Origin of the sequence: Streptomyces pratensis (genome assembly GCF_016804005.1) — a bacterium.
Taxonomy (GTDB): Bacteria; Actinomycetota; Actinomycetes; order Streptomycetales; family Streptomycetaceae; genus Streptomyces; species Streptomyces pratensis_A.
Map to the genome: position 1 here is coordinate 543037 of NZ_CP051486.1, position 22820 is coordinate 565856.

Annotated in this window: 1 protein-coding gene (running past one end of the window); it reads right to left on the reverse strand. The window is 73.1% G+C overall.

The annotated features are described in order from the left end of the window. On the reverse strand, positions 1-22820 hold the 3' portion of the coding sequence (locus HED23_RS02610) for a lonely Cys domain-containing protein (RefSeq protein ID WP_203181823.1). The gene runs 23848 nt beyond the window's last position; the window shows 22820 of its 46668 coding nt (coding positions 23849-46668); its start codon lies off the right edge, out of view; its stop codon occupies positions 1-3.

Sequence of the window (22820 nt, forward strand, 5' to 3'; positions counted from 1 at the left end):
TCAGGCACGGTCGTCGTTCAGTATGCGGCGGAGTGCGTCGGCCAGGGAGGCGGGCGGGACCAGGTCCCGTGCCCGGAACCAGGCGTGGACCAGCTGCTCCAGCCGTCCGGCCGTCAGCACACCGCCGTCGGGGCCGGGCAGGGTGTCGGGCCCGAGTGCTGCCAGGACGCGCAGGGCGTCCTCGAGTACGTCGCGGTGCTCCCGGGCCCACTCGGCGGCGGCCGGGTCGGCCGGGTCGGCCGGGCCGGTCCCCCCGTCGCCGTCCGGCAGGTCCGCCGTGTCGAGCGCGTGCTCGTCGGGGAACCTGCCGTCGACGGCCACGTGCTCACGCAGTTCCGCTTCGGTCAGGGGGGTGATACGCCAGTAACGGCCCCAGTTGTTCACGTAGTCGAGGTCGGCCGGTTCAGGGGTGCCGTTCTGCCGGAGGCGGTCGAGGACCAGCTGGCTGCCCCGCATGATCTCGTCCAGGGTGTGGTGCGCCGCCTGCAGCATCTCGGCCATCAACGCGAGCCGTACCAGGCCGAGATCGACGTCCACGCCCCACACGTCGCGCATCTTGACCGCCTGCGCCAGCAGCCGGTGGGCCGAACCGGAGGTACCGGCGCGGACCAGTGCGCCGCTCCCCTCCGCCTCGGACTGCGGAGCGCTGTCCATGGCGATGCCGTACCGGTTCATCCCCGGGATCCACGGCATGCCGTCGCCCGACATCAGGGCCCGCTCGGCGTCACTCAGCGGCGGCGACAGGTCCTCGGGGCGCAGCGGCGTCCGCAGCGCGCGCTCGGCGCTGTCCATCAGCGCCTGCTCCTCGGGCGTCCTGTCCGCCAGCCCGCCCAGCTCCTGATAGTCCGTCATCGTCCGGGAGGGCGGCCTCGACGACCTGTACTCCGCGGTGATCACCTCGGGGTTCGGGTCGGGGCTGCCGAGCAGGCCGGAGATGACTCCCCCCTGCCCGTCCGGAGCCTGGGAGCCGATCCACAGCATGCCCATGCGCTCGCGCAGATTGCCCGACTCCACCACCGCCAGGAGCTGGTCCCGGCCGGTGCCCACCGCGCCGTCGACCGAGGGGTCGTCCGAGCCCAGCTCCGACCAGCGGCCCGCCGCCACCGCCCGGGTCCAGAGCTCGCGGGTCATCACGCCGAGCTGTGCGTTGGCCGCTTCGTGACCGCCGAGATACCGGCCCAGGCGCTGCTCGAAGCGCACCGCCTCCGTCATGTAGCGGATGCGGGCCATGACCCACTCCGGGGCCTGCCGGTCCGCCGCCGGGCGCAGCACGGACACCGGCGCGGAGTACAGGGCGTCCGCCACCCGGTTCAGCCGTTCCTCGCTCCCGGCGGTGGTGTCGCCCGGGCCGTCCGGGAGCCCGGCGAGATGGCCGTCCCCGTCCCCGTCGCGGACCAGCAGGGCGGGCGCCGTGCTGCCGGTGCGCTCGCCGTGGAACGTCACCTCGCCGTCCGGGTCCGCCACGGCCACCGTCACCCCGAGCCCGCGGACCGCCGCCGCCACGAGCGGCCCCATCGGCACGTCCGTGCCCTCGGCCCCGTAGGAGGAGTCGGTGAGGAGCACCCGGAGACGCTGGGCGGGACTCAGCACGATCCGCGAGGCCGGGAGCCTGTCGCCGAGGAGCATGCCCTCGGTGCGCAGGCCGAGGTCGAGAGGTACCCCGGCCTTGTCCAGGAGGCTCAGCGGAAGGCTCCGGTCCGCGTCGAGCGACGGCACCTCCGGCTCGGACACGTCGTCGTCGGTGAGGGCGCCGGCCAGCCAGACGCGGAAGTCCTCGGACGTCTCGATGCCCGCCTCCCGGAGGGCGTCGGCCGCCACGTGGCGGAGGGCGAACAGCAGGGTGGGGACGGCCCGGCCGTCCTTCCCCGGCGACTCGTGGAGGACGAAGACCGTGCCGTCGAGCTCGGCGGCGTACGGCCCGGTGCGGCGGTAGCCGTCGGGGGGAACGGAGGCCCCGGCCTCCAGGGCGGCGGCCTCCTCGTCGGTGAGTTCCACGATCCGCGGCGACGGCTCGCCCTCGGCGTTGTGGAAAGCCGGGTCCGGGTAGGCGGGCGTCTCCCGGAACTCGTAGTCGGCGAACCTCCCCCCGGTGACGGGTTCGGTCAGGACGTCGCGGCTGACGATGCTCAACGCCAGGCCCGGCGGGTAGAGCACCTCGTCCTCCTCGAGCCACGCGGAGAAGGGCGCCACCACGCGGGCGCTGGATTCCGCCACGTATCCCCGCATCGCGTGCCGGTCCTGGGCGTCCCCCATGTCCCTGATGTCGCCGCGTGTGTAGTTGACCGCGGTCTCCGCGCTCTCCGTGGTGCTGCGGAAACGCGGCATGTACAACGTGGTCGCGGTGAGGAGCGGATGGTCCTGCGGGAGCTCGTCCAGGGGTCCGGAGAACCAGCCGCCCCACCACACCTCTTCGTTCAGTGGCGGCAGGATCTCCAGCGCTTCGACGGCCATGTCGACGTGCATGGCCATCGCGTCGTGGAGCCGGTCGGCGATCCGGTTCACCCGGAGGCGGACGTCGTGGAGGTCCGGCCCGGCGGCGTCCGGGCCCAGATCCTCCAGTTCGGATATCGCGTCATGCAGGTCGTCGTCGGAGGCCAGCAGTTCCGGCAGGCCCGCGGAGTCCTCCAGCGCGTACTGCCACACCCGACGCCTGAGCCTCCAGCGGCTGACGGCCTCGCCGAAGCGGCCCGCGCTCACATAGGTCTTGAAGAGCTCGTGGTCCTGGCTGGTGTAGAGGAACAACGCGGTCAGGTGGCCGGGAGTCAAGGCGCGCAGGGCCACCCGGCCCCGCTCCCCGAACCGCTCCAGCCACCGGGTGGCCACGTCGAGCCGGTCCGCCTGGTCCTCCGGCACCGAGCCCCCGGCCAGCGCCGCGTTCAGAGCCTGCGCGATGTCCCCGGGGACGGCGACGTCGTACCGGGAGACGAAGCGCGTCCTGGCGTCGTAGACGTGGTGGTGCGGCAGGGACGGACCGATGCCGAAGGCCTGTCCGGCCACCTGGTGCAGCCGGGCGCCGTCGCGGGTGAGGGCGACGCCTTCCGCCGCGGTGCCCACGCCGGCCATGTGCGAGGCGCGCAGCACCTCGTGCAGGGACTGGGTGTCGGTCAGGATCGACCACGACAGCAGTGCCTTGCGGAAGGCCATCAGCTCGGGTCCGCTCGCCCCGATCGCCCGGTAGGCCTGGAGCAGCCACAGGGCGGGGCCGACCACCCCGCCGACGTAACGGAATCCGCGCTGGTCGTGCGCCGTCCGGTACGCCCCCTGCCGGGGCCCGTGCGGCCGGGGAGCCCACGGTGACCTGAGCCAGCCGGGCAGGGTGTGCAGCAGGGTGACGGGCCCCGCGTCGCCGTACGCCGCGCTGCCGAACGCCTGGATCAGGTGGGGCACGGACGGTCCGGTCTCCAGGAACCGGCGCACCGCGTCCGGTGCCCCGAGCCACTGCTGGGCGGCCGGGCCCTGGAAGAAGGCACCGTCCGCCGCGAGCGCGCCGTGCCGCTGTGCCAGGACGTGGTGGAGGCGGGTGAGCGCGTGTGTGGCGCCCTGGACGGCCTCGGGGTCGACGGCCAGTTTCCGCGCCAGGACCAGCTCGAACTGGAAGCTGAAGTTCCGCCATTCCCGCTGCCGGTAGAGCGTGGCGAAGCGCACGGTGTCGGGCGCTCCGGCGACCCGCCACCCGGGCACCGACCAGGGGTTGCCGGCCGGTGTGACCGTGTCCACGGCGGGGGCGGGGAGCCCGTGGTCCGCACCGGCCCTGGACCTCGGGGGGACGCGCAGCATGGTCGTGGGGCTGCCGTCGGCGGCCTCCAGGAGGTGGATGTCTGCCGTCGGCTCCCCGTCCTCGTCCTGACCGGGGGTGATCGCCGCACGGCCGGTGTTGAGGTACACGTCCAGACCGGTGAGGTCGGCGATCCCCTCGGCCCGCCGGACGGCACGCCGCAGGCTGTCGCCCCGGAGCGCGGGGCCGTCTGGTGTGCCGGTGCCGGTGGCGATGTCGCACGCGAGAACGGTGACGGTGGTGAAGCCCGCCGCGGCCAGGTCCTGGCCGAGCAGGCGCCCCACCATCGTGCCGTCGGCACCGACGGGCATGCCGTTCCCGCCGACGACGGCATAACCGTCCGACCCGCCGTGGGACGTCCAGAAGAACGTGCCGGACCGTCCCGTGGCGGGGAGCGGACGCCGCTGGGCCACACGTTCCTGTGCGGGGCCGCGGCTCCACTCGGTGTAGTGCGTGGCCTTGGGCAGACGGCCGTAGAAGGGCTCGCGCAGCGCCCAGTCGTGCTGCGTGAAGGAGGCCTTGCCGACCGTCCGGCCGTTCTCGCGGATCTCCTGGACGACGATCCCGTCCGGGGAGGGAGCGGTCCCGTGACCCGCCCAGGGGGCGTTCCAGTAGTCACGCGGCGGATAGGCGCGGGCCGGTGCGCCGAGCGGGCCGTCCTCGGCGGGGCGGCGGTCACGGAGGCCGTCGTCGTCGAGCTCGGAGCCGGCGTCGGAGTAGCCGCTGATGTCCGACAGACCGGCGTCGGACATGTCGGAGTCCGAGGGGCCCAGATCGAACAGCTCGTCCACCGAGTCCTCGAACTCGGCCGGGGCGTAGGGCCGCGAGTCGGTCCGCGACGCCTCGGGGAGACCGTCGGGCAGCGGGTTCGCCTCCTCGGCCACCTCGTGCAGCATCGGGGGCCGCCGGTGGGTCTCGACGAGCTGCCGGTCGACGACGTCGAACCTCATGCCCGGCGGGTACAGCGCCTCGCCCTCCGACAGGTGCTTGAGGAAGGGAGTGGCGTCGCGCGCCGTCGAGTTCCTGACCTCGATCAGCCTGCGGTGCGAACGGGCGGGAACCGGCTTGTCGCCCAGCGCGAACTCGGCCGCCTCCTCGACCTTCAGCGAGGTGCTGCGGAAGAAGGCCACCTCGATGTTCCCGGCGCCGTACATGGGGCCGTCCACGGCGGGCCGGCCGATGGGCCCGGGCGCGCCCCGCTCGCCCCACCAGGCGGTCCGTCCGACGGACGGCAGGATCTCCAGGGCCTCGACGGCCATGTCGATGTGCAGCTTCAGATCGTCGTGGAGCCGGTCGGCCATCATGTCCGCGCGGCGCCGCAGCCTGGCCAGCTCCGGGCTCGGCGTGTCGAGGTCCGGGAGCTCGGTCAGCTCTCCGTACACGTCGGCGAACTCCGGCCGGCTGATCAGGGTCAGCGGCGGCATCTCCAGCTCCTCCTCGCGCGCCGACTCGAGGATGTACTGCCAGCTGTGGAAACGCACCAGGTGGCGGCTGACATCCCGGCCCAGCCGCTCGCCGTTGAGCAGCGTCTTCATCAGCCGGTAGTCGTACGAGCTGTAGACGTACAGAGCCGTGATGTGGGCCGGGGTGAGCCGCCTGAGCGCCTCTGCACCCCGGTCGCCGTACCGCTCCAGCCACTCGGCCATGACCCTCACCCTGCGGTTCGGGAGGGGCGGCAGAGCGCCGGCGAGTGCCGCGTCGGCCATCGTGACGAGAGCGTCCGGCACGTCCATCGTCCCCGTCAGCGCGAACGGGAACGACATGCGGTCCTGGTACAGGACCTGATGCGGTGGGGTCAGGGCGGCGAGCGTGCCGTCGTCGTCGCTCGGAAGCAGCCCGTCCTCCGTGAACCGGCGCACCGCCCAGGTGTGCAGCGCGGCCCCGTCCCTGGTGACTGCGGCGCGCTCGCCCGCGTCACCCATGCCGACCAGGTGCGAGGCGCGCAGCACCTCGTGCAGCGACTGCAGCTCGTACGGGATCGTCCAGGCGACCACGGCGGCGCGGAAGGCCGGCAGCCGGCCGGGCGGCAGGCCGAGCGCGGCGAACATCCGCAGCAGGCGCAGCGCGGGACCGCGCTCACCGCCGACACGGCGGAGACCACGGCTGTCGTGCACGGCACGGTAGGCGCTGTCCGCACCGAAGCGCCCGCCGCCCTCGGCAAGGGCCTCCTCCACCTGGCGGGGCAGCCCCGGGCCGGCGTAGGCCGCGTACACGAGGGCCCTCATCAGCCCGTCCAGCGCGTCCGGACCCGCCGGCTCGTCGAGCAGCCGTTCCAGCTCGGCGACCGGGTCCTCCGGTGCCTCGTCCGGGGGGAAGAACGCGCGGGCCGCCCGCTCGTCCCCGTGGCGGCCGGCGAGCTCCGCGTACATTCCGCGCACGGCCAGCCCGGTCACGTCGGCGAGCTCGGGGACGCTGCTCAGCGCCTCGGAAAGGGTGTCCTCCCAGTCGACGCTCAACTGCCGCCACACACGTTCCCGGTAGAGGCCCGTGAACCGCGGCGTCCCAGGGGCCCCGGCCGGCCGCCAGGACGACACCGACCAGGGCGCCCCGTCGTCCGTGTCCATGGCTTCCAGCTGCTCGGGGGCGGCATCCCGCACACGGCCCGTGACGTTGAGCTGTCCCGGGGCCGGATAACCGAACGCGGAACGCCCGTCGGCCACCGCGCCGGGGGCCGGCACGCGGGGGCCCTTCCAGCCGTCCGGATACGCCGTCACCCACTGCGTCGGCCGCCCGTCGGCGTCCTCCAGCAGGTGCGGCAGCCCGTCGGACACCGCCGTGCGCCCCGTCGGCACATGGGCGGGCAGCCCCGACCCGTTCGCGATCCGCTCCGCCCGCGCCCGGGCCTCCTCCTCGTTCCGCGGCACGTCGCCGGGGCCGCACGCGAGCACCGTCACGCTGCGGAAGCCACGCCCCCGCGCCGAGCGCAGCAGCCGCCCCGCATACGAACCGTCGTCCCGCCGCAGGCCCCCGTCCTCGGTGACCAGGGAAAGCCCGTCGGCGCCGCCGTGCGAAGCGAAGAAGAACGTCCCGCCGGCCGTTCCGCCACCCGGCAGCGCCTGATGCGTCGCGACCGGCCGGCCCTCGCCGTCGCGCTGCCACGCCACGAAGCCCGTCGCACGGTCCAGCCGGCCGTACTGCTCCCGCCGCTCGGCCCAGTCCGTGTCGTCGAACGACGCCACACCGATCAGTTCGCCGTCATCCCCGTGGACGGGCCGCGTCACGGGCGCGGGCCGCGATCCGGCCCCGGCGGTACCACCCGAGGAGCCGATGCCGAACAGGTCGTCCGTGGAGTCGAGTTCAGTGATCCGCCCGGCGGTGGCGGGTGTCCCGCGACGCGGTGGGGCCTCGCGGACCTCGATCGACTCGTACGGCCCCGTCAGTGAGTTGCCCGGGACGACCGTCCGGGCCGATACGTCGAAGGAGGCGCCCGGCGGATACAGGGCCTCCGTCTCCAACGGCAGCGCCGCGAACGGGTTGACCTCCCGCGCCGTCGAGTGCGCCACGTGCACCAGTCCGCGGTGCGCGTCGCCGGGCGCGCCCTTGCTCCGGTGCATGAAGCCCAGTGCTTCGTCCCGTACCAGTGCCGTGCTGCGGAAGAACGGCATGGTGATGCCGTCCCGGCCGTACACCGGCCCGTCCGCCGGCGGCTCGCCCAGCGCGCCCGGCATCCCGCGGTCGCCCCACCAGACGTCACCGTTCAGCGGCGGCAGGATCTCCAGCGCCTCGACCGTCATGTCGACGTGCAGCGACAGCTCGTCGTACACCGCGTCGGCCATCGCGTCCAGGCGGCGCTTCAGACGGGCCACCTCGGCGGTCTGCTCCTGGAGGTCGTCCACGTCCCACATCGCGTCGAACAGGGCGGTGAAGCCCGGCTGCTTACGGAGCGTCGTCGGGAGGAGGTCCGCGGCGCCCACCTCGGCCATCTTCCGGGTCATCGTCCAGGCGTTGAGGCGCACCAGGCGCCGTCCCATGCCCGCGCCGAACCGCTCGCCGTTGAGGAACGCCTTCATCAGCCGGTAGTCGGCACCGCTGTAGAGGTGAATCGCGGTCAGATGGGCGGGGGACAGCCGTTCCAGGGCCGCCCTGCCCACGTCGCCGTACCGGCTCAGCCACGCATGGAACGCCCGGTTCCGGTCCGTGTCGGACGGCAGGTCACCGGCGAGCGCGGCGTCGACCAGGGCCACGAGGCCGCCCGGAAGATCCAGCTTGCTGCGCGTGATGTCCCGGCCGAACGTCATGCGCTCGGCGTACAGCGCGCGGTGCGGCGGGACCAGCCGCACGGGGGAGGGCTCACCCGCGCCGGACCGGCCGGCCGAGTCCGCCGCCCAGGTGTGGAGCCCGGCACCGTCACGCAGGGCGAGGCCGCGCTCCTCGTCGGTTCCCAGACCCATCCGGTGGGAGGCGCGCAGGATCTCGTGGAGCGACTGGAGGTCGGCCGGGATCGCCCAGGCGATGAGCGTGTCCCGCAACGAGAGCAGGCTGTCGGCCGACGCACCGAGCGCGGCGTACGTCTGCAACAGCCGCAGCGCGGGACCGTGTTCACCGCCCACGCGGCGCATGCCCCGGCTGTCGTGCACGCTGCGGTAGGCACTGCCCGGCGCGTACCGCCCACGGCGGCCGGCCGGACGCGACAGTGCCTCGGCCGTCCCGTGCGGCAGGCCGGGGCCGGCGTACGACGCGTATGTGAACGCGGTCATCAGCGCGTCGAGGGCGAGCGGCCCCGGCGGTGCGTCGAGCAGCCGCTCCAGCGCCGCGGCCGGGTCGCCGGGGACCGTGTCCGGGGCGAAGAAGGCCCTCCGGGCCGCGTCCTCGCCGTGGCGCGCGGTGAGCTCCTCGTACATACGGGACACGGCGTCGCGGGCGGTCTCGGTGAGCCCGGCGGTACGGCCCGTGTGGCCGGCGAACGCGAGCTCCAGGTCCACACTGCGGAGCCGCCACTCACGGTCCCGGTACATGGGCGCGAACCGTGCGGTGCCGGGCGATCCGGCAGGGCGCCAGGACCGTACGGCCCAGGCCGGGCCGCCCTCGGAAGGTGTCCCGGCGGTGTCCTCCTGCGTGACGTCCTCCAGGCCGGGAGCCGGCGACACCGGAGCGGCGTTGATGCGGACGGCGGACGGATAGGCGATCCCGGACCACTCGTCCTCGGCGGGACCGGGGTTCCGCCGAGGAGTCACGGGCGCGAAGTGGAACGTCCCGATGCCGGAGTCCTGCCCGGCCGGCGGCGTCGGCCAGGGCGGGGTCTCCCCGCCGGGGGTCCCGGGACCGGCCGTGGGGGCCGTGATGACCATCCCGGAGGAGGACGTCTGAACCGGCCGGGCCTTCCAGACGGCCTTGGTCCACCGCCCCAGCTTCTTCTCGCGGATGGCGGTGATGCGCAGCGGGCCGAAGATGTCCTCCTCGAGGACGTCGAGCGGTCCGGTGTAGCCGTAAGCGTTCCGGCCGGTGCGGTCGGAGAACGGCTGAAGCCGGTTCGTCCCTCCGGCGGTGAAACCGGACATCGGGAAGACGACGGGGACGTCGACGCCGGCCTCGGTCACCAGCGGGGCGAGGTCCAGCAGTGCCCAGAGCTCCTCGTCGGGCACGGGCAGCGGAGCGTGCCCGGGCAGGTGTATGACGACTCCGCCCTGGTCGGTCCCGGTCCAGATCGCGAGGGACTTCCCTGGCGGCTCCTTGGACTTCCACTGGGCGGGGTGAGGAATGGTGAGGGTGTCGTTGCCGCTCTTCACCCGCGCGTACCAGTGGTCCGTGTCCACGCCGTTCGGGGCGGGACGGCCGCTCCAGTTGTAGCCGGCCGGCTCCGTCCCGTCCGTGAGGATCTGCTTGAAGGCGCCCAGTTCGCCGAGGTGGAAGGCGGCCAGCAGACGCGGGTCGGTGATGTCCACGCCCCGGGTGTGGGCGCGCGTGGCCAGGAGCGTCAGCTCCATGATCCGGTCGTCGGCCCACGGGTCGGTGACCGTCATGTGGAGAGCGCCGCGGCCCAGGCTCTCCTGTTCCACCGGTGTCATCCGGAACAGGACCAGGTCGGCGGCGGCCACGGTCGCCCAGAAGGCCCGTGCGGTGTCCTTCGGGCGCGGCGTCATGGAGCCGGGCAGGTCCAGCATGTCCCGGACGAGATCCTGCCCGCTGCTCCCCGAGAACTCGTCGACGGCGTACGTCAGGGCCGTGTCCGGGAGCATCTCGCCGAGAGTCATGTCCGGCCGCAGGGCCACCTGGCTCCGGGCAGCGTCCAGGACGGCGAGGTAGGCGGCCGGGTCCGGGGTGTTCCCGCCGGCCCGTCGCGCGATGAACGTCCACAGGTCCATCCGGAACGGCGTGAACAGCCGCAGACCCGGGTCGTTGGCGCGCAGGGTCTCCAGGGCGCCGATGCCCTTCAGCACCCGCTCGTACCGGCCCCCGGGCACTCCACGGTCGTCCTCGACGTCATGACCGAACACCAGGCGCAGCGCACGGACCAGCCGCAGTGTGGTCGCCCGGGTCTCCGGCGGCACGGCGCCCGGGTCATGGTGCAGGCCCGCGTCCCGCGCCAGCTGGTCCAGCTCGGCGTCCGACGGCTTCGGCCGCACACGGGTCATCCGTCCGATGACACCGCCGGGGGTGTCCTCCACCAGGTGGACGCCGTCGTCCAGTCCCTTGACCGAGGACGTCGCGTCGACCTCCCGCCGGCTGACGTCGGCCGTGTGCTCCGCGAGGGACAGGTCCTCCAGGGGGTCCTCCACGCGAGGAACCGGGCGGCCTTCCTGCTGAAGGCGCCCAGGGCTGCCCGCCGACGCGCCGTAGCAGACCTCGAGTCCCATCCGGTGTCCGGCGGGCAGCTCGCCGACCTCGCGCAGCCCGCCGACGTACAGTCCGCCGTCGGCCGCGTTCAGCAACACCGTCCCGCCGTCGTGCAGGACGAGTGCCAGTGCGCCCGGGAGCCCGTGACCGTAGTACTTGTAGACCGCGCGGTCAGGGACGACCGACTCGGTGCTGACAACCTTGTCCCCCTCGCCGGTGGCCACGTAGTGATCCAGCTGCCGCTTGGCGAAGTAGGTGCGCATCAGCCTCTGGCGGTTGGCTATGTCGTCGTTCACCGATGTGCGGCCGAACCGCTCGTTCCGGTCGGAGACCAGGGGCCGGGTTGCCACGTCGCTGTCGCGGAACCTCCTGCCCTCGACCGACGTCCACTCACGGTCCTCGAACGGCGCCGGCGCCGCGGGCGGGTCGAACGGCACCCAGTCGCCGTGCCAGTCCTCGGTGTTCTGGACCGTCAGCGTCGGCATGTAGGCCTTCAGGCCGCCGTCGTACCGCAGCCGCCCGTCGCCGCTGGGCGCCCACACCCGCCGTCCCAGCCTGAGGGCGACCGCGCGCATCAGCTCCAGGTACTGCGAACCCGTATGCGGAATCGCCAGCACCACCGGCACGTGCGGGGGCAGCTTCGCCAGTTCCGGATCGTTCGCCAGCCTCTCCGCGAACGCCTCGTGACTCAGCTGCTGCGCGTCGTAGGACCGGTCCCCGACCACGTACGCGTCGTCGCCCCAGGGCGCGGGCTCGTCCGGACCCCGTACCTCCGGCTCGCCCAGCCCGCCCGTGATCACCCGCACCCGGTCGATCCGCACCCGGCCGGTCCACGCCCCCGTCAGGGCGCGCCCGCGCACCTTGCCGGAGCCGTCCCGCATCAAGGTCTTCGGGTTCGAGAACGGGTCCGTCGTCTGTGTGGCCGGGTCCTCCGGTCCGAAGACGATCAGACTGTCCTGGGTGGTGGTCCCGGCGGTGGCCTGTCGCCGGGCCGCGGCGGTCCAGTTGCCCGGGGCCTTGGTGGCCGGGTCGGGCAGGGCGAGGATGCCGAGCGGGGTGGTGGGGTCGCCGGTGGTGAGCACCATCGGCGCGCTGTAGCCGAAGGCGGGGCGTCCGGTGGTCTGGGAGAACCGCTGCAGCAGCTGAGGGCTCAGGGCCCCCGGCCCGGTGGTCAGGAACAGCACCGGAATGCTCAGAGCGACCGTGCGCAGTGCCGGGGCCATGTCCAGCAGGGCAACGAACTCGTTCTCGGGGACCGGGACGGGGGAGCTGCCGGGCAGATGGAGGACGATGGTGCCTGCCTGGTCGACCTCGACCACGTTCAACATGGGCATGGGCTTGCCCGGGCCCGTCCAGTCCGGCTGGACCGGCTGCGTGGTGGTCCCGTCGGGGCCGATGGACATCCGGCGTACGTTGCCCCAGTTGATTCCTGCGGGGGCGGGGGTTCCGGACCAGTTGACGCCCTGGACGGCGGTGCCCTGACTCAGCCAGGACGCGGGGCCGAAGGCGCCGCTCTCCGAGAGGTGGTAGGCGGCCAGCAGGTCGTGGTCCGCGACGTCCATGCCCTGGGCGACGGCCTTGGCCATGACCGCCCACAGGGCTTCCTGCTGCGACCGGTCCCAGACGGTGGAGCTGTCGAGGTGGAGGACCTTGCGGCCCAGGGTCTCCCGGTCCACGGGGGTCATCGGGCGGAAGGACTGTGCGGCTCGGGCAGCGGCCCACAGGGTGGAGGCCACCTGGCGTGGGGTGAACGCCTTGGGAGCCGGCACCGACTGCACATGTCGGATCACCTGCTCACCCTTGTCCGCCAACTGATCGAGGGTGACCTGGAGCGACGGTGCCGGCACCGTGGCCGTGAGCCGGGCACCGGGGTCGGCCGCGATCCTCCCTGCGGCGAAGTCGAGCAGAGCGAGATATCCGGCCGGGTCCGCGGGCCTGCCGGTGTGTTCCTGGACGAAGAAGTCCAGCATGTCCATGCGGAGCGGGGTGAACTGGCTGATCGTCGGGTCGTTGGCCCGCATCCGTTCCAGCGCGCCGATGCCCCTGAGCACGCGTTCGTACCGGCCGCCGGGTACGCCGCGGTCGTCCTCGATCCCGTTGCCGAACGCCGTCCGCAGGGCACGCACCAGCCGCAGCGTCGTGGTCCTGGTCCCGGGTGACACCGCGCCGGGGCCGTGGTGCAGGCCCGCTTCCCGCGCCAGCTGGTCCAGCTCGTGGTCCAGGGGCTCGGGGCGGCGCAGGACCCGCCGTCCGCGCTCACCGTTCGCGGCGCTCAGCGACCCACGCTGGATGTCGTTCAAGCCGGTCATCCTGGTGGCCCCGTCCGTCTCCCGACGGGTCAGGTTGGCCACGTGCTGGTTGAGCGGAACATCGCCCAGCGGATCATCGACATGGGGTACGGGAGCGAACGAGGACAACTGCAACCGTGGGTCACCGTCCGACTCGCTGTAGCAGACCTCCAGATGCATCCGGTGCCCCGGCGGCAGCTCCCGGACCTCGCGCAGCCCGGCGATGTACGCGGCGGCGTCCTGCTTGCCCAGCCACACCGTCCGTCCGTTGCGCAGCGGGAACGCCATCCGCCCCGGCTCACCGTGCCCCGCGTAGACGTACACCGCCGAGTCCATGGAGACCGGCTCGGAACCGGACTCCTGGTACTTCCCACCGGCCGGCGACCAGTGGACCAGCCGCCGCATCCGACGGAACGCACGGAAATGCTGCTCCCGCCGCCGCAGCCCGTCATCCTGGGCAACCGCCAGGCGGCCGAAGCGCTCGTGGTTCTCATCGGTCAGCGGGCGGGTGACCACGTCGCTGTCGCGGAACTTCGTCCCGTCCAGCGCGGTCCACTCACGGTCCGCATGCGGCCCGGTCACGACCGCCGGAGGAACGGGCACCCACGCGCCGACCGGCACATCCGGATCGTGGTCCCTCAGCACCAGGACGTGTGCGGACCCGTCGGGGACAAGACGCGCCGCACCGCTCGGGCCCCACACCGTGCGGCCGAGCCGGTCGGCCACCAGCTGCAGTACTTCCTGGTGGCCGTCCGCCGTGTCCGGTACGGCCAGTACGACGGGGACGTCCTTCGGCAGCCTGGCGAGCTCCGGGTCGGCGGCCAGCGCGGCGGCGATCCCCTCGCCGTCCAGCACCCGGCCGTCCGGCAGGAACACCCGCCCGTTCTCGCCGTCGGCCGCCACGACGTAGGCGGTGTCCGGCCACGGTGCGGGCTTGGTCGAAACCACCTTCGCCGGCACGCCCGGCCGGGTCTCGATGACCCGCACCGTCTCCGGCAGGACCCGGCGCACGTCCTTCCCGGTCCAGTTGCGGCCCTGCGGGCGCCCCGACGGCCCGGTGACCCGGGAGTCCGGTGACAGCATCGGATCGTTCGGTCCGGTGAAGGCCCCTGTCACCGCCGCGGGCGCGGAAGGACTCGCCGTGGCCTGCGTCGCGGAGGACGGTGCGAAGAAGGACATCCCGTCCGCCGGTGCCATCGTGTCGCCGGTCGCACCCGTGGCGGCGGCACTCTCCCAGGCGCGGACGCTGTGGTGTCCGGGTGTGATCGAGAACCTGGACAGTTCCAGGTCCATGCCCACCGAGCCGGCGACGGAGATGAGCAGGAACTGAAGGGCCACCGGAAGGGGAGGCTCCGGCTGTCCGTTGGCCGCGAAGTACGAGCCGATCGCGGACCGCAGATCGGTCCAGGTCAGGGAGGTCCGGTAGCCGTTGGCCGCCCGGGTCTGCTCCAGGGCCCAGAAGCCGCGCAGCAGCGTCTCGAAGGCGGCCGTGTCGTTCTCCTGCATCGGCCCGTAGACGAGCCGGATCGCCCTGATCCAGCGCAGCACGTCCGGGGCGCGGCCCCGCTCACCGGTCACCTGCTCGGCCCACCGGCCCAGTTCGGCCGTCGAGGGCTCGGGGCGGAATCCGGCCCACCAGTCCCCTTCCGCCAACTGCCAGCGCGTTCCAAGGTGTCCGTCCGCCGGGGCCAGCACGGGTTCCAGACCGCTGCCGGTCGTCCACACCCACCGGTCCAGGCCGTTCGCCAGCACCTGGCCGGCCAGGGGGGACTCCAGCGGGTCGGTGACCCACGGGCCCGCGAGGTCCGCTCCGGCGACCAGTACCGGGCTCTCCGGCGGCAGAGCGGTCAGGTGGCCGTCCACCGCGAACAGGAAGTCCACGATCCGTGTGTAGTCGAACACCCCGTCGGTGCCGTCCGTCAGCGCGAGCGCCGCGGCCCCCGGCCCGCCACGGAGCCCGACCAGATACGCCTCCTCGAACGGCAGCGACTGGACCGGACTCTCCAGCGGAACCGGCCCCGACCGCACGAAGGTGAACCCGCGCACCTCCGGCAACAATCCGTAGCTCTGCCGTTGGGCGCCCTGCCAGTCCAGGGCCGGACGTGAGGACACCCCCACCGGCCTGTCCTCCGCGTCCTGGTGCCTGGCCACCAGCACCCGGTCCAGCAGGACCCGGGAACCGTCGACCGCGACCAGCTCCGAGAACCACAGCATCACCGGCGGCGTCCGTTCCGGGTCAGCCAGTACGGCGAGGGCGTCCCGCGCCGCCCCGAAGATGGTCCGCGCCTTCTCCTGTCCTCCCGACGGGATCCGGGGCAGCAGCTCGTACGCCTCCTCGACTGCCGACCGCAGACGCTGGTAGGCGGGGTTGTCGACGTGCACCGCACTGCCCAGGGCGTAATCGCCCAGCGCGAGCGAGATGGTCCGGCTGTCCCACTGGCTCATCAGCATCTTGGTGGTACCACCGACCTGCGGTACGCCCATCAGCGCGGCCACCGCGAGGAATCCGGTGACGCCCTGCACCACCGGGTTGTTCACGATCCGCAGGATGGACTCCTGGAGGACGTCCTCGGGCAGCGGGGCCCGCAGCAGCAGCGCGCGTTCGTACGCGTTCCGGCTGAGGCCGGACATCTCGGTGACGGCACGGCGGATCTCCTCGGGCGTCATGAACTGCCCCGTGTAGCCGAAGTGCCGCAGTTCCGTCAGGACCAGCCCGATCGCCAGCCGTCCGTCATCGGTGTCCAGGGTCGGGTAGTCGCCGTCGTCCATACCGACCGCGTACCGCTGGCTGATGGCGGCGCCCCGGGAAGTACGGCCGGTGAGGACGGACGTCCAGTGCTCGCGAGGAGTCGGCACGTCCGAGCCCTCGGCGTCGAAGAATCCGGCGTCGAAGGGCTTGTCCGGCGACAGCATCCGCCGGTAGGTCCCCATCAGCCGGGAGAGGTGCTGGACGACGTCCCGCGTGAGCTCGTCGTGACGCTCGTCGAGGAACGCCCGGGTGCGGGGGCGCAGCGCCCGCAGGACGCGGTCCAGCGCGTGCCGCGAGGCCACGGGCAGGTAGTTCTTGATGATGTCCGGATCCGCACCCGCGGGCTTGGTGCCGTCGAAGATGGTTCCGATGGGCGAGGCCGCGACGTTCTGGTATCCCAGCCACCCGTAGCCCCACACCTCGTCGACGTCCGGAATGGCCGCGAGGAACGGCACGAGATGGCCCTCCACGGCGCCGTCACGGAGGACGTGGTTCGCGAACTTCGTGGCGGCCAGCAGCCCGAAGGTCCGCCCCCCGGCCATCAGCTGCGTGTAGGCCGGGATGCGCAACCGCTCGAAGGCGATGTCCTGGAGCTGCCGGAGGCCGACCGCGGGGTACCCCACGGTGAGCTGGGCATAGGCGGTCCAGTCGAAGCCCACGGGTGCGGGATTGACGTACGCTCCCTCACCCGCCTCGGTCAGGGTCCAGCCGCCGAGGGACCCCAGCATCTCGGTGAGCGACACGGCGGCCTGCCGCTCGTCGGCGATCCTCGCCGCGGACCGCGCCCGCTGCAGGTGGGTCAGAGCCTCCTCCTGGGACTGCCTCCGCTCTCCCGGGATAACGGCCATCGGTTCGACGACGAACTCGCCGATGACGTACTTCTTGCCGACGGGCTGCGGCGCTCCCGGCGCCACCTGCGGCCGGTGCACGTGGAGCAGGCCGTCGGCCGTCTCCCAGAAGGTCCGCCCGTCCGTGACGAGCTTGATCCCGGGGCCGTGGGCCAGTTCCAGCGTCCTGCTGAGGCGGCCCGTCACCTGGACGAAGAGGTCCCGGGCCTCCTCGACCTCAAGGCCGAGGGCACCGTACCGACGCCCGGTCGCCGCCTCGAGCACGGAGTGCGGTGTGGACGACGACTGTGAGAACTCCGGCAGCGCACGCTCCACGACGCGTCCGGCGGGATCGATGACGATCACCAGTGCGTCCGAGGCCGCGACCGCCGGAGGGAGCGTGGAGACCTGGCGGCCGGCACCGGCCGACACGTCCACCCACACCACACCGTCGGCGCCGTCCAGGCGATAGACCGCCCACGCGTGCCCCAGGGCCTCACCCTGACGCCGCGCCAGGACGAACGCCGCCGCACCCGGCCCCTGGGCGGCGACCGCCCCGGCCACCGACTCCCACGACCGCACCCCACGCCATCCGGGACCCACCACCAGCGACGACGACGCCGACATCCCGACGACCACCGAGTCGTCCACCGCGACCGCCGGACGCACCCGGCGTCCGTACAACGCACTCCGCAACGCCCCCAGCAGCACCAGACACCGCTCGACGGACATGTCACGCGCCGGCGTACGGCCCGCCACCCGCTGCGCCACCGCCGTCAGCTCCGCGCGGCTGAGCGGCGCCGGCACGGTGACCTCGGCACCGGTCAGGCTGCGCGGCGCGGCCGACACCGGCATGACGGAGGGCATCGCCGACGGCTGCGGCGGCGAGGAGAACAGGGCGTCGCCGTACGGAGCCGGCGCCAGGACGCTGGAGTTGAGGCCCTGCAGCCAGGCCTTGCGCCACACCCCCTGCTTCCCGGTGCCCGTCTCGGGCCGGCCGATGAGACGCAGCGGGGTGGACGTGCTGCCCGGGGCCGGGGTGGTGGGGGCCACCGTCAGCTGACCGCTGTAGGCCCAGCCGTTGCGGGCGGTGCCGTTGGAGAACGCCTCCGACAGTGCCATCGCACGCCCCGTGCCGCTGCCCGTGCCGGACAGCACGAACAGCACCGGGACCCCGAGCGCTGTCATGCGCAGCGGCGGGGCCAGGTCCAGCAGCGCCAGGAACTCCCTGTCCGTCACCCGGAACGGCGGCGTACCCGGCAGGTGGAGGACCACGAAACCCTCGGCGTCGGTGTCCGTCCACACCACCATGACGTCCTCGGGCTCCCCCTCGGCCGTCCAGGGCGCGCGGAAGTGCTTGAGGGAGGTCCCGTCGCCCTCCTTGTCCTGCCTGCCGACGCCCCGCAGGTCGACACCGCCGGGGGCGGGGCTGCCGCTCCAGTTGTAGCCCTGGAACTTCTCGCCGTCCCTGAGGTGGTGAGCCGGGCCGAAGGCCCCCTTGGCGGCGAGGTGGAAGGCGGCAAGCGTGAAGAAGTCAGCCGGGTCGAGGCCGGCGGAGATCGCCTGGGCCGTCAGCATCCACAGCTGCTGCTTCCGCGCCGGGGCCCACTGTTCGCCGGGGAACATGTGGAGCGCCCTGCGGCCCAGCTTCTCCGTGAACGCGTCGTCCCGGCCGGCCATCTGCTGGGCGGCGCCCGCCAGCGCCCAGAAGGCCTGCGTCACGGCGCGCTTCGTCACCGGAACGCTCTCGGGCTGCCTCAGCACGTTACGCACGAGGGCCGCGCCGGACTGCGTGATCTGCCGCATCGCGTGCAGGATCGCCGGGTCCCCGATGGCCTCGCTCAACGGGGCCGTCGGCTTCTGCGCCAGCAGCTGAGCGGCGAGGTCCAGCACCTTGCGGTAGTCGTCGGGGCTCGGCGTCCTGCCCCCCACCCGCTGTGCGATGAAGGTCCACAGCTCCATGCGGAACGGTGTGAACCGGCCCAGCGCCGCGTCGTTGGCCCGCAGGCTCTCCATGGCGCCGATGCCCTTGAGGAGCCGTTCGTGCAGGCCGCTGTCCGCCTCGGCCTCGGGACCGAACACGATCCGCAGGGCACGCACCAGCCGGAGGGTGGTCTCGCGCACCTCGGGCGACGACTCGCCCTCACCGGTGTGCAGTCCCGCCGTCCGTGCCATCCCGTCCAGCTCGTGCGGCAGGGGCTCGGGATGCACGTCCCTGCGGCGTCCGGCGACACCGCCGGGGGCGTCGTGCAGGATGTGCGCGTCGGTGTGGAAGCCGCTGCTCATCAGCGACCCGTCGGTCACCCGGCGGCTCGCGTTCGCCGTGTGCTGGGCCAGGGACACCTCCGCCAGCGGGTCCTGGACCCGGGGTGCCGGCCGGTTGTCCAGCTGCGGCGCCGTCGGGTTCCCCGCCGAGTCGCTCCAGCACACCTCCAGCTTCATCCGGTGGCCCTCCGGCAGCTCCGCCACCTCGGGCAGGCCGCCGAGGTACCGCCCGCCGTCCTCGGCTCCCAGCCACACCGTCCGGCCGTCGCGCAGGGCCAGTTGCAGGCCGCCCGGAAGTCCGTGGGCGACGTACACGTACACCGCCGGATCCGGGGTCTGCGTCTCCTCGCTGATCAGGGCGGTCCGGCTGCCGGACGCCATCAGGTGCACCAGCTTCTTCGCGCGGAGGTAGGACCGCATCAGCCGCTCACGGTCCCGTACGTCGTCCGCGTGCGACATCCGGCCGAACCGCTCGTTGCGGTCGGAGACCAGGGGCCGGGACGCGACGTCGCTGTCGCGGAACGTCGTGCCGTCCACCGCCGTCCACGTACGGTCCGGGAGCGGTGCCACCGCCTTCGTCGGCCGGAACGGAACCCATGAGCCGACCGGCTGGTCCGGGCCGTGGTCGATCAGCGCCGGGACGTGCTCGCGCTTCTTGTTGCGCACCAGACGGCCGTCGCCGCTGGGCGCCCACACGGGCCGTTCCAGCAGGTTGGCGACCGCCCGCAGGTACTCCAGATACCGCTCGTTCGCCAGGTCCGGCACCAGCAGGACGACGGGGACGTCCTTCGGCAGCTTCGCCAGCTCGGGGTCCGCCGCCAGTTCCGCCGCCAGCTTCTCGGCGTCCAGGGTCCGTCCGTCGGGGAAACGCACACCGTCCGGGTGGCTCTCGCCCCACACGACGTACGCCGCGTCACCCCACGGCGCGGCGGCGTCCGCGCCGGGCACCTCCTTCAACGGCGCACCGGGCTGCGGCTCCTCGAAGACGCGCACCCGCCCTATCCGCAGCTGGCGCACCTTCTCGCCCGTCAGATTCCGGCCGCGCGGCGCACCCGACGCGTTAGTCATCAGCGTCTCCGGCGCCAGCAGCGAGCCGGCCGAGGGCTCGCCCCCCTCACCGATGCCCAGCGACCCGATGTCCGGCAGCTGAGTCGGTGCGGCACGGTCCTTCGGGCTGAAGATGATCAGGTCGTCCTCGGCCGACGCGGTCCGGCCGCCCTGCTGCCGGGTGGCGGCGGTCCAGCTGCCCGGGGCCTTGGTGGCCGGGTCGGGCAGGGCGAGGATGCCGAGCGGGGTGGTGGGGTCGCCGGTGCTGAGCATCATCGGCGCGCTGTAGGCGAAGGCGGGGCGTCCGGTGTTCTGGGAGAACCGCTTGACCAGCTGAGGGCTCAGGGCCCCCGGCCCGGTGGTCAGGAACAGCACCGGAGTGTCCAGGGCGGTCGTGCGGAGTGCCGGATCGAGGCCCATCAGCGCGAGGAACTCGTTCTCGGGGACGGGGAAGGGGGAGCGGCCGGGGAGGTGGAGGACGATGGTGCCCGCCTGGCCGGCCTCGACGACGTTCAGCAGGGGCATGGGCTTGCCCGGGCCGGTCCAGTCCGGCTGGACCGGCTGGGTGGTGGTTCCGTTGGGCCCGTGCGTCATCCGGCGTACGTTGCCCCAGTTGATTCCGGCGGGTGCGGGGGTGCCGGACCAGTTGACGCCCTGGACGTCGGGGCCCTGCTTGAGCAGCGCGCCGGGGCCGTAGGCGCCGCTCTCCGAGAGGTGGTAGGCGGCCAGCAGGTCGTGGTCCGAGACGTCCATGCCCTGGGCGACGGCCTTGGCCGTGACCGCCCACAGCGTTTCCTGCTGCGACCGGTCCCAGACGGTGGAGCTGTCGAGGTGGAGGACCTTGCGGCCCATGGCCTCCCGGGCCGCGGCTGTCATCGGGCGGAAGACGCGGGCGGCCCGTGCGGTGGCCCACAGGGTCGACGCCACCTGGCGCGGGGTGAACGCCGTGGTAGCCGGCACCGACTGCACATGACGGATCACCTGCTCACCCTTGTCCGCCAACTGACCGAGGGTCACCTGGAGCGACGGTGAGGGCACGGCGTCCGTGAGCCGGGCACCGGGATCGGCCGCCACCCGGGCCGCCGCGAAGTCGAGCAGGGCCACGTAGCCCCTGGGGTCCGCGGGCCTGCCGGTGTGCTCCTGGACGAAGAAGTCCAGCATGTCCATCCGGAACGGGGTGAACTGGCTGACCGTCGGGTCGTTCGCGCGCATCCGCTCCAGCGCGCCGATGCCCTTGAGCACGCGCTCGTACCGGCCGCCGGGTATGCCGCGGTGGTCCTCGATGATGTTGCCGAACACCGTCCGCAGGGCACGGACCAGCCGCAGCACGGTCGCCCGGGTCTCGGGTGACACCGCACCGGGACCCTGGTGCAGGCCCGCTTCCCGCGCCAGCTGGTCCAGCTCGTGGTCCAGGGGCTCGGGGCGGCGCAGGACCCGCCGCCCGCGCTCACCGCTCGCCGAGCTCAGAAGCCCACGATGGTGGTCGTTCAGGCCGGTGGGCCTGGTGGCTCCGTCCGTCTCCCGACGGGTCAGGTTGGCCACGTGCTGGGCGAGTGGGACGTCGTCCAGCGGGTCGTCGACATGGGGTGCCGGGGCGTGCGATGCCTGCTGCTTCCGGGGGTCGCCGTCGGACTCGCTCCAGCAGACCTCCAGGTGCATCCGGTGCCCCGGCGGCAGCGCCCGGACCTCGGGCAGCCCCGCGATGTACGCGGCGGCGTCCTGCTTGCCCAGCCGCACCGTCCGTCCGTCGCTGAGCGGGAACGCCATCCGTCCGGGCGACCCGTGGGCGGCGTAGACGTACACCGCCGAGTCCATGGAGACCGGCTCGGCCTCGGTGTCCTGGTGACTCGAACCGGCGGGCGCCCAGTGCATCAGCCGCGTCATCCGACGGAACTTCCGGAACCGCTGCTCGCGCTTCCGCAGCGCGTCCTTCTGCCCGATCGCCATCCGGCCGAACCGTTCGTGGTTCTCATCCACCATCGGGCGGGTGACCACGTCGCTGTCGCGGAACGTCGTCCCGTCCAGCGCCTTCCACAGACGATCCACAAACGGTCCGGTCGTGGCCGACGGAGAGGCCGACACCCACACGCCGACCGGCACGTTCGGATCGTTGTCGACCAGGGCGAGGAGATGTGTGTCCCCGGTCTCGTCGGGGAACAGGTGGCCGACACCGCTCGTGCCCCACACGGTGCGGCCCAGCCGGTCGGCGACCAGTTGCAGTACTTCCTGGTACTGTCGGCCGGCGTACGGTACGGCCAGTACGACGGGGACGTCCTTCGGCAGCTCGGCCAGATCCGGGTCGGCGGCCAGCGCGGCGGCGGTCTGCTCGGCGTCCAGCGACCGGCCGTCCGGCAGCCGCACCCGCCCGTTCTCACCGTCGGCCGCCACGACGTAGGCGGAGTCCGGCCACGGTGCCGGCTCGTGCGAGACCACCTTGGGTTCCACGCCCTGCCGGGTCTCGATGACACCCCTCCCCGGCAGGACCCGGCGCACCGGCTTGTCCGTCCAGTTGCGGCCCTGCGAACGCCCCGACGGCCCGGTGATCCGGGTCCTCGGCGACAGGACCGGGTCGCTCGGGCCGGTGAAGGTCCCCGGCACGACAGGAGGCGCGGGGACGGTCACCGCGGACGGCAGGGTGGGAGACGCCGGCGCGGGTGATCCCGGCGGCGGCGCGAAGAGCGACGCCTCCTCGTCCTGCGCGGGGTGGACCGGCGGGATCGAGAACCCGGACAGGTCGTCCTGGAAGAAGGACGTGGCCTGGCCGGTGGTCTGCTGCCGGGTGGCGGAGGTCCAGCGGCCCGGGGTCTTGGTGGCCGGGTCCGGCAGGGTGAGGATGTTGAGCGGGGCGGCGGGGGCGGCAGGAGCGGTGAGGGCGGTGGGGGCGGTGGGGGCGAGCAACATCGGCGCGCTGTAGCCGTGGGCCGGGCGTCCGGTGTTCTGGGAGAACCGCTGCACCAGCTGCGGGCTCAGTGCCCCGGGGCCGGTGGTCAGGAAGAGCACCGGCGTACCCAGGGGGATGGTGCGCAGCGCCGGATCGAGGCCCAGCAGGGCCAGGTACTCGTCCTCCGGGACCGTGACCGGGGCGCGGCCGGGGA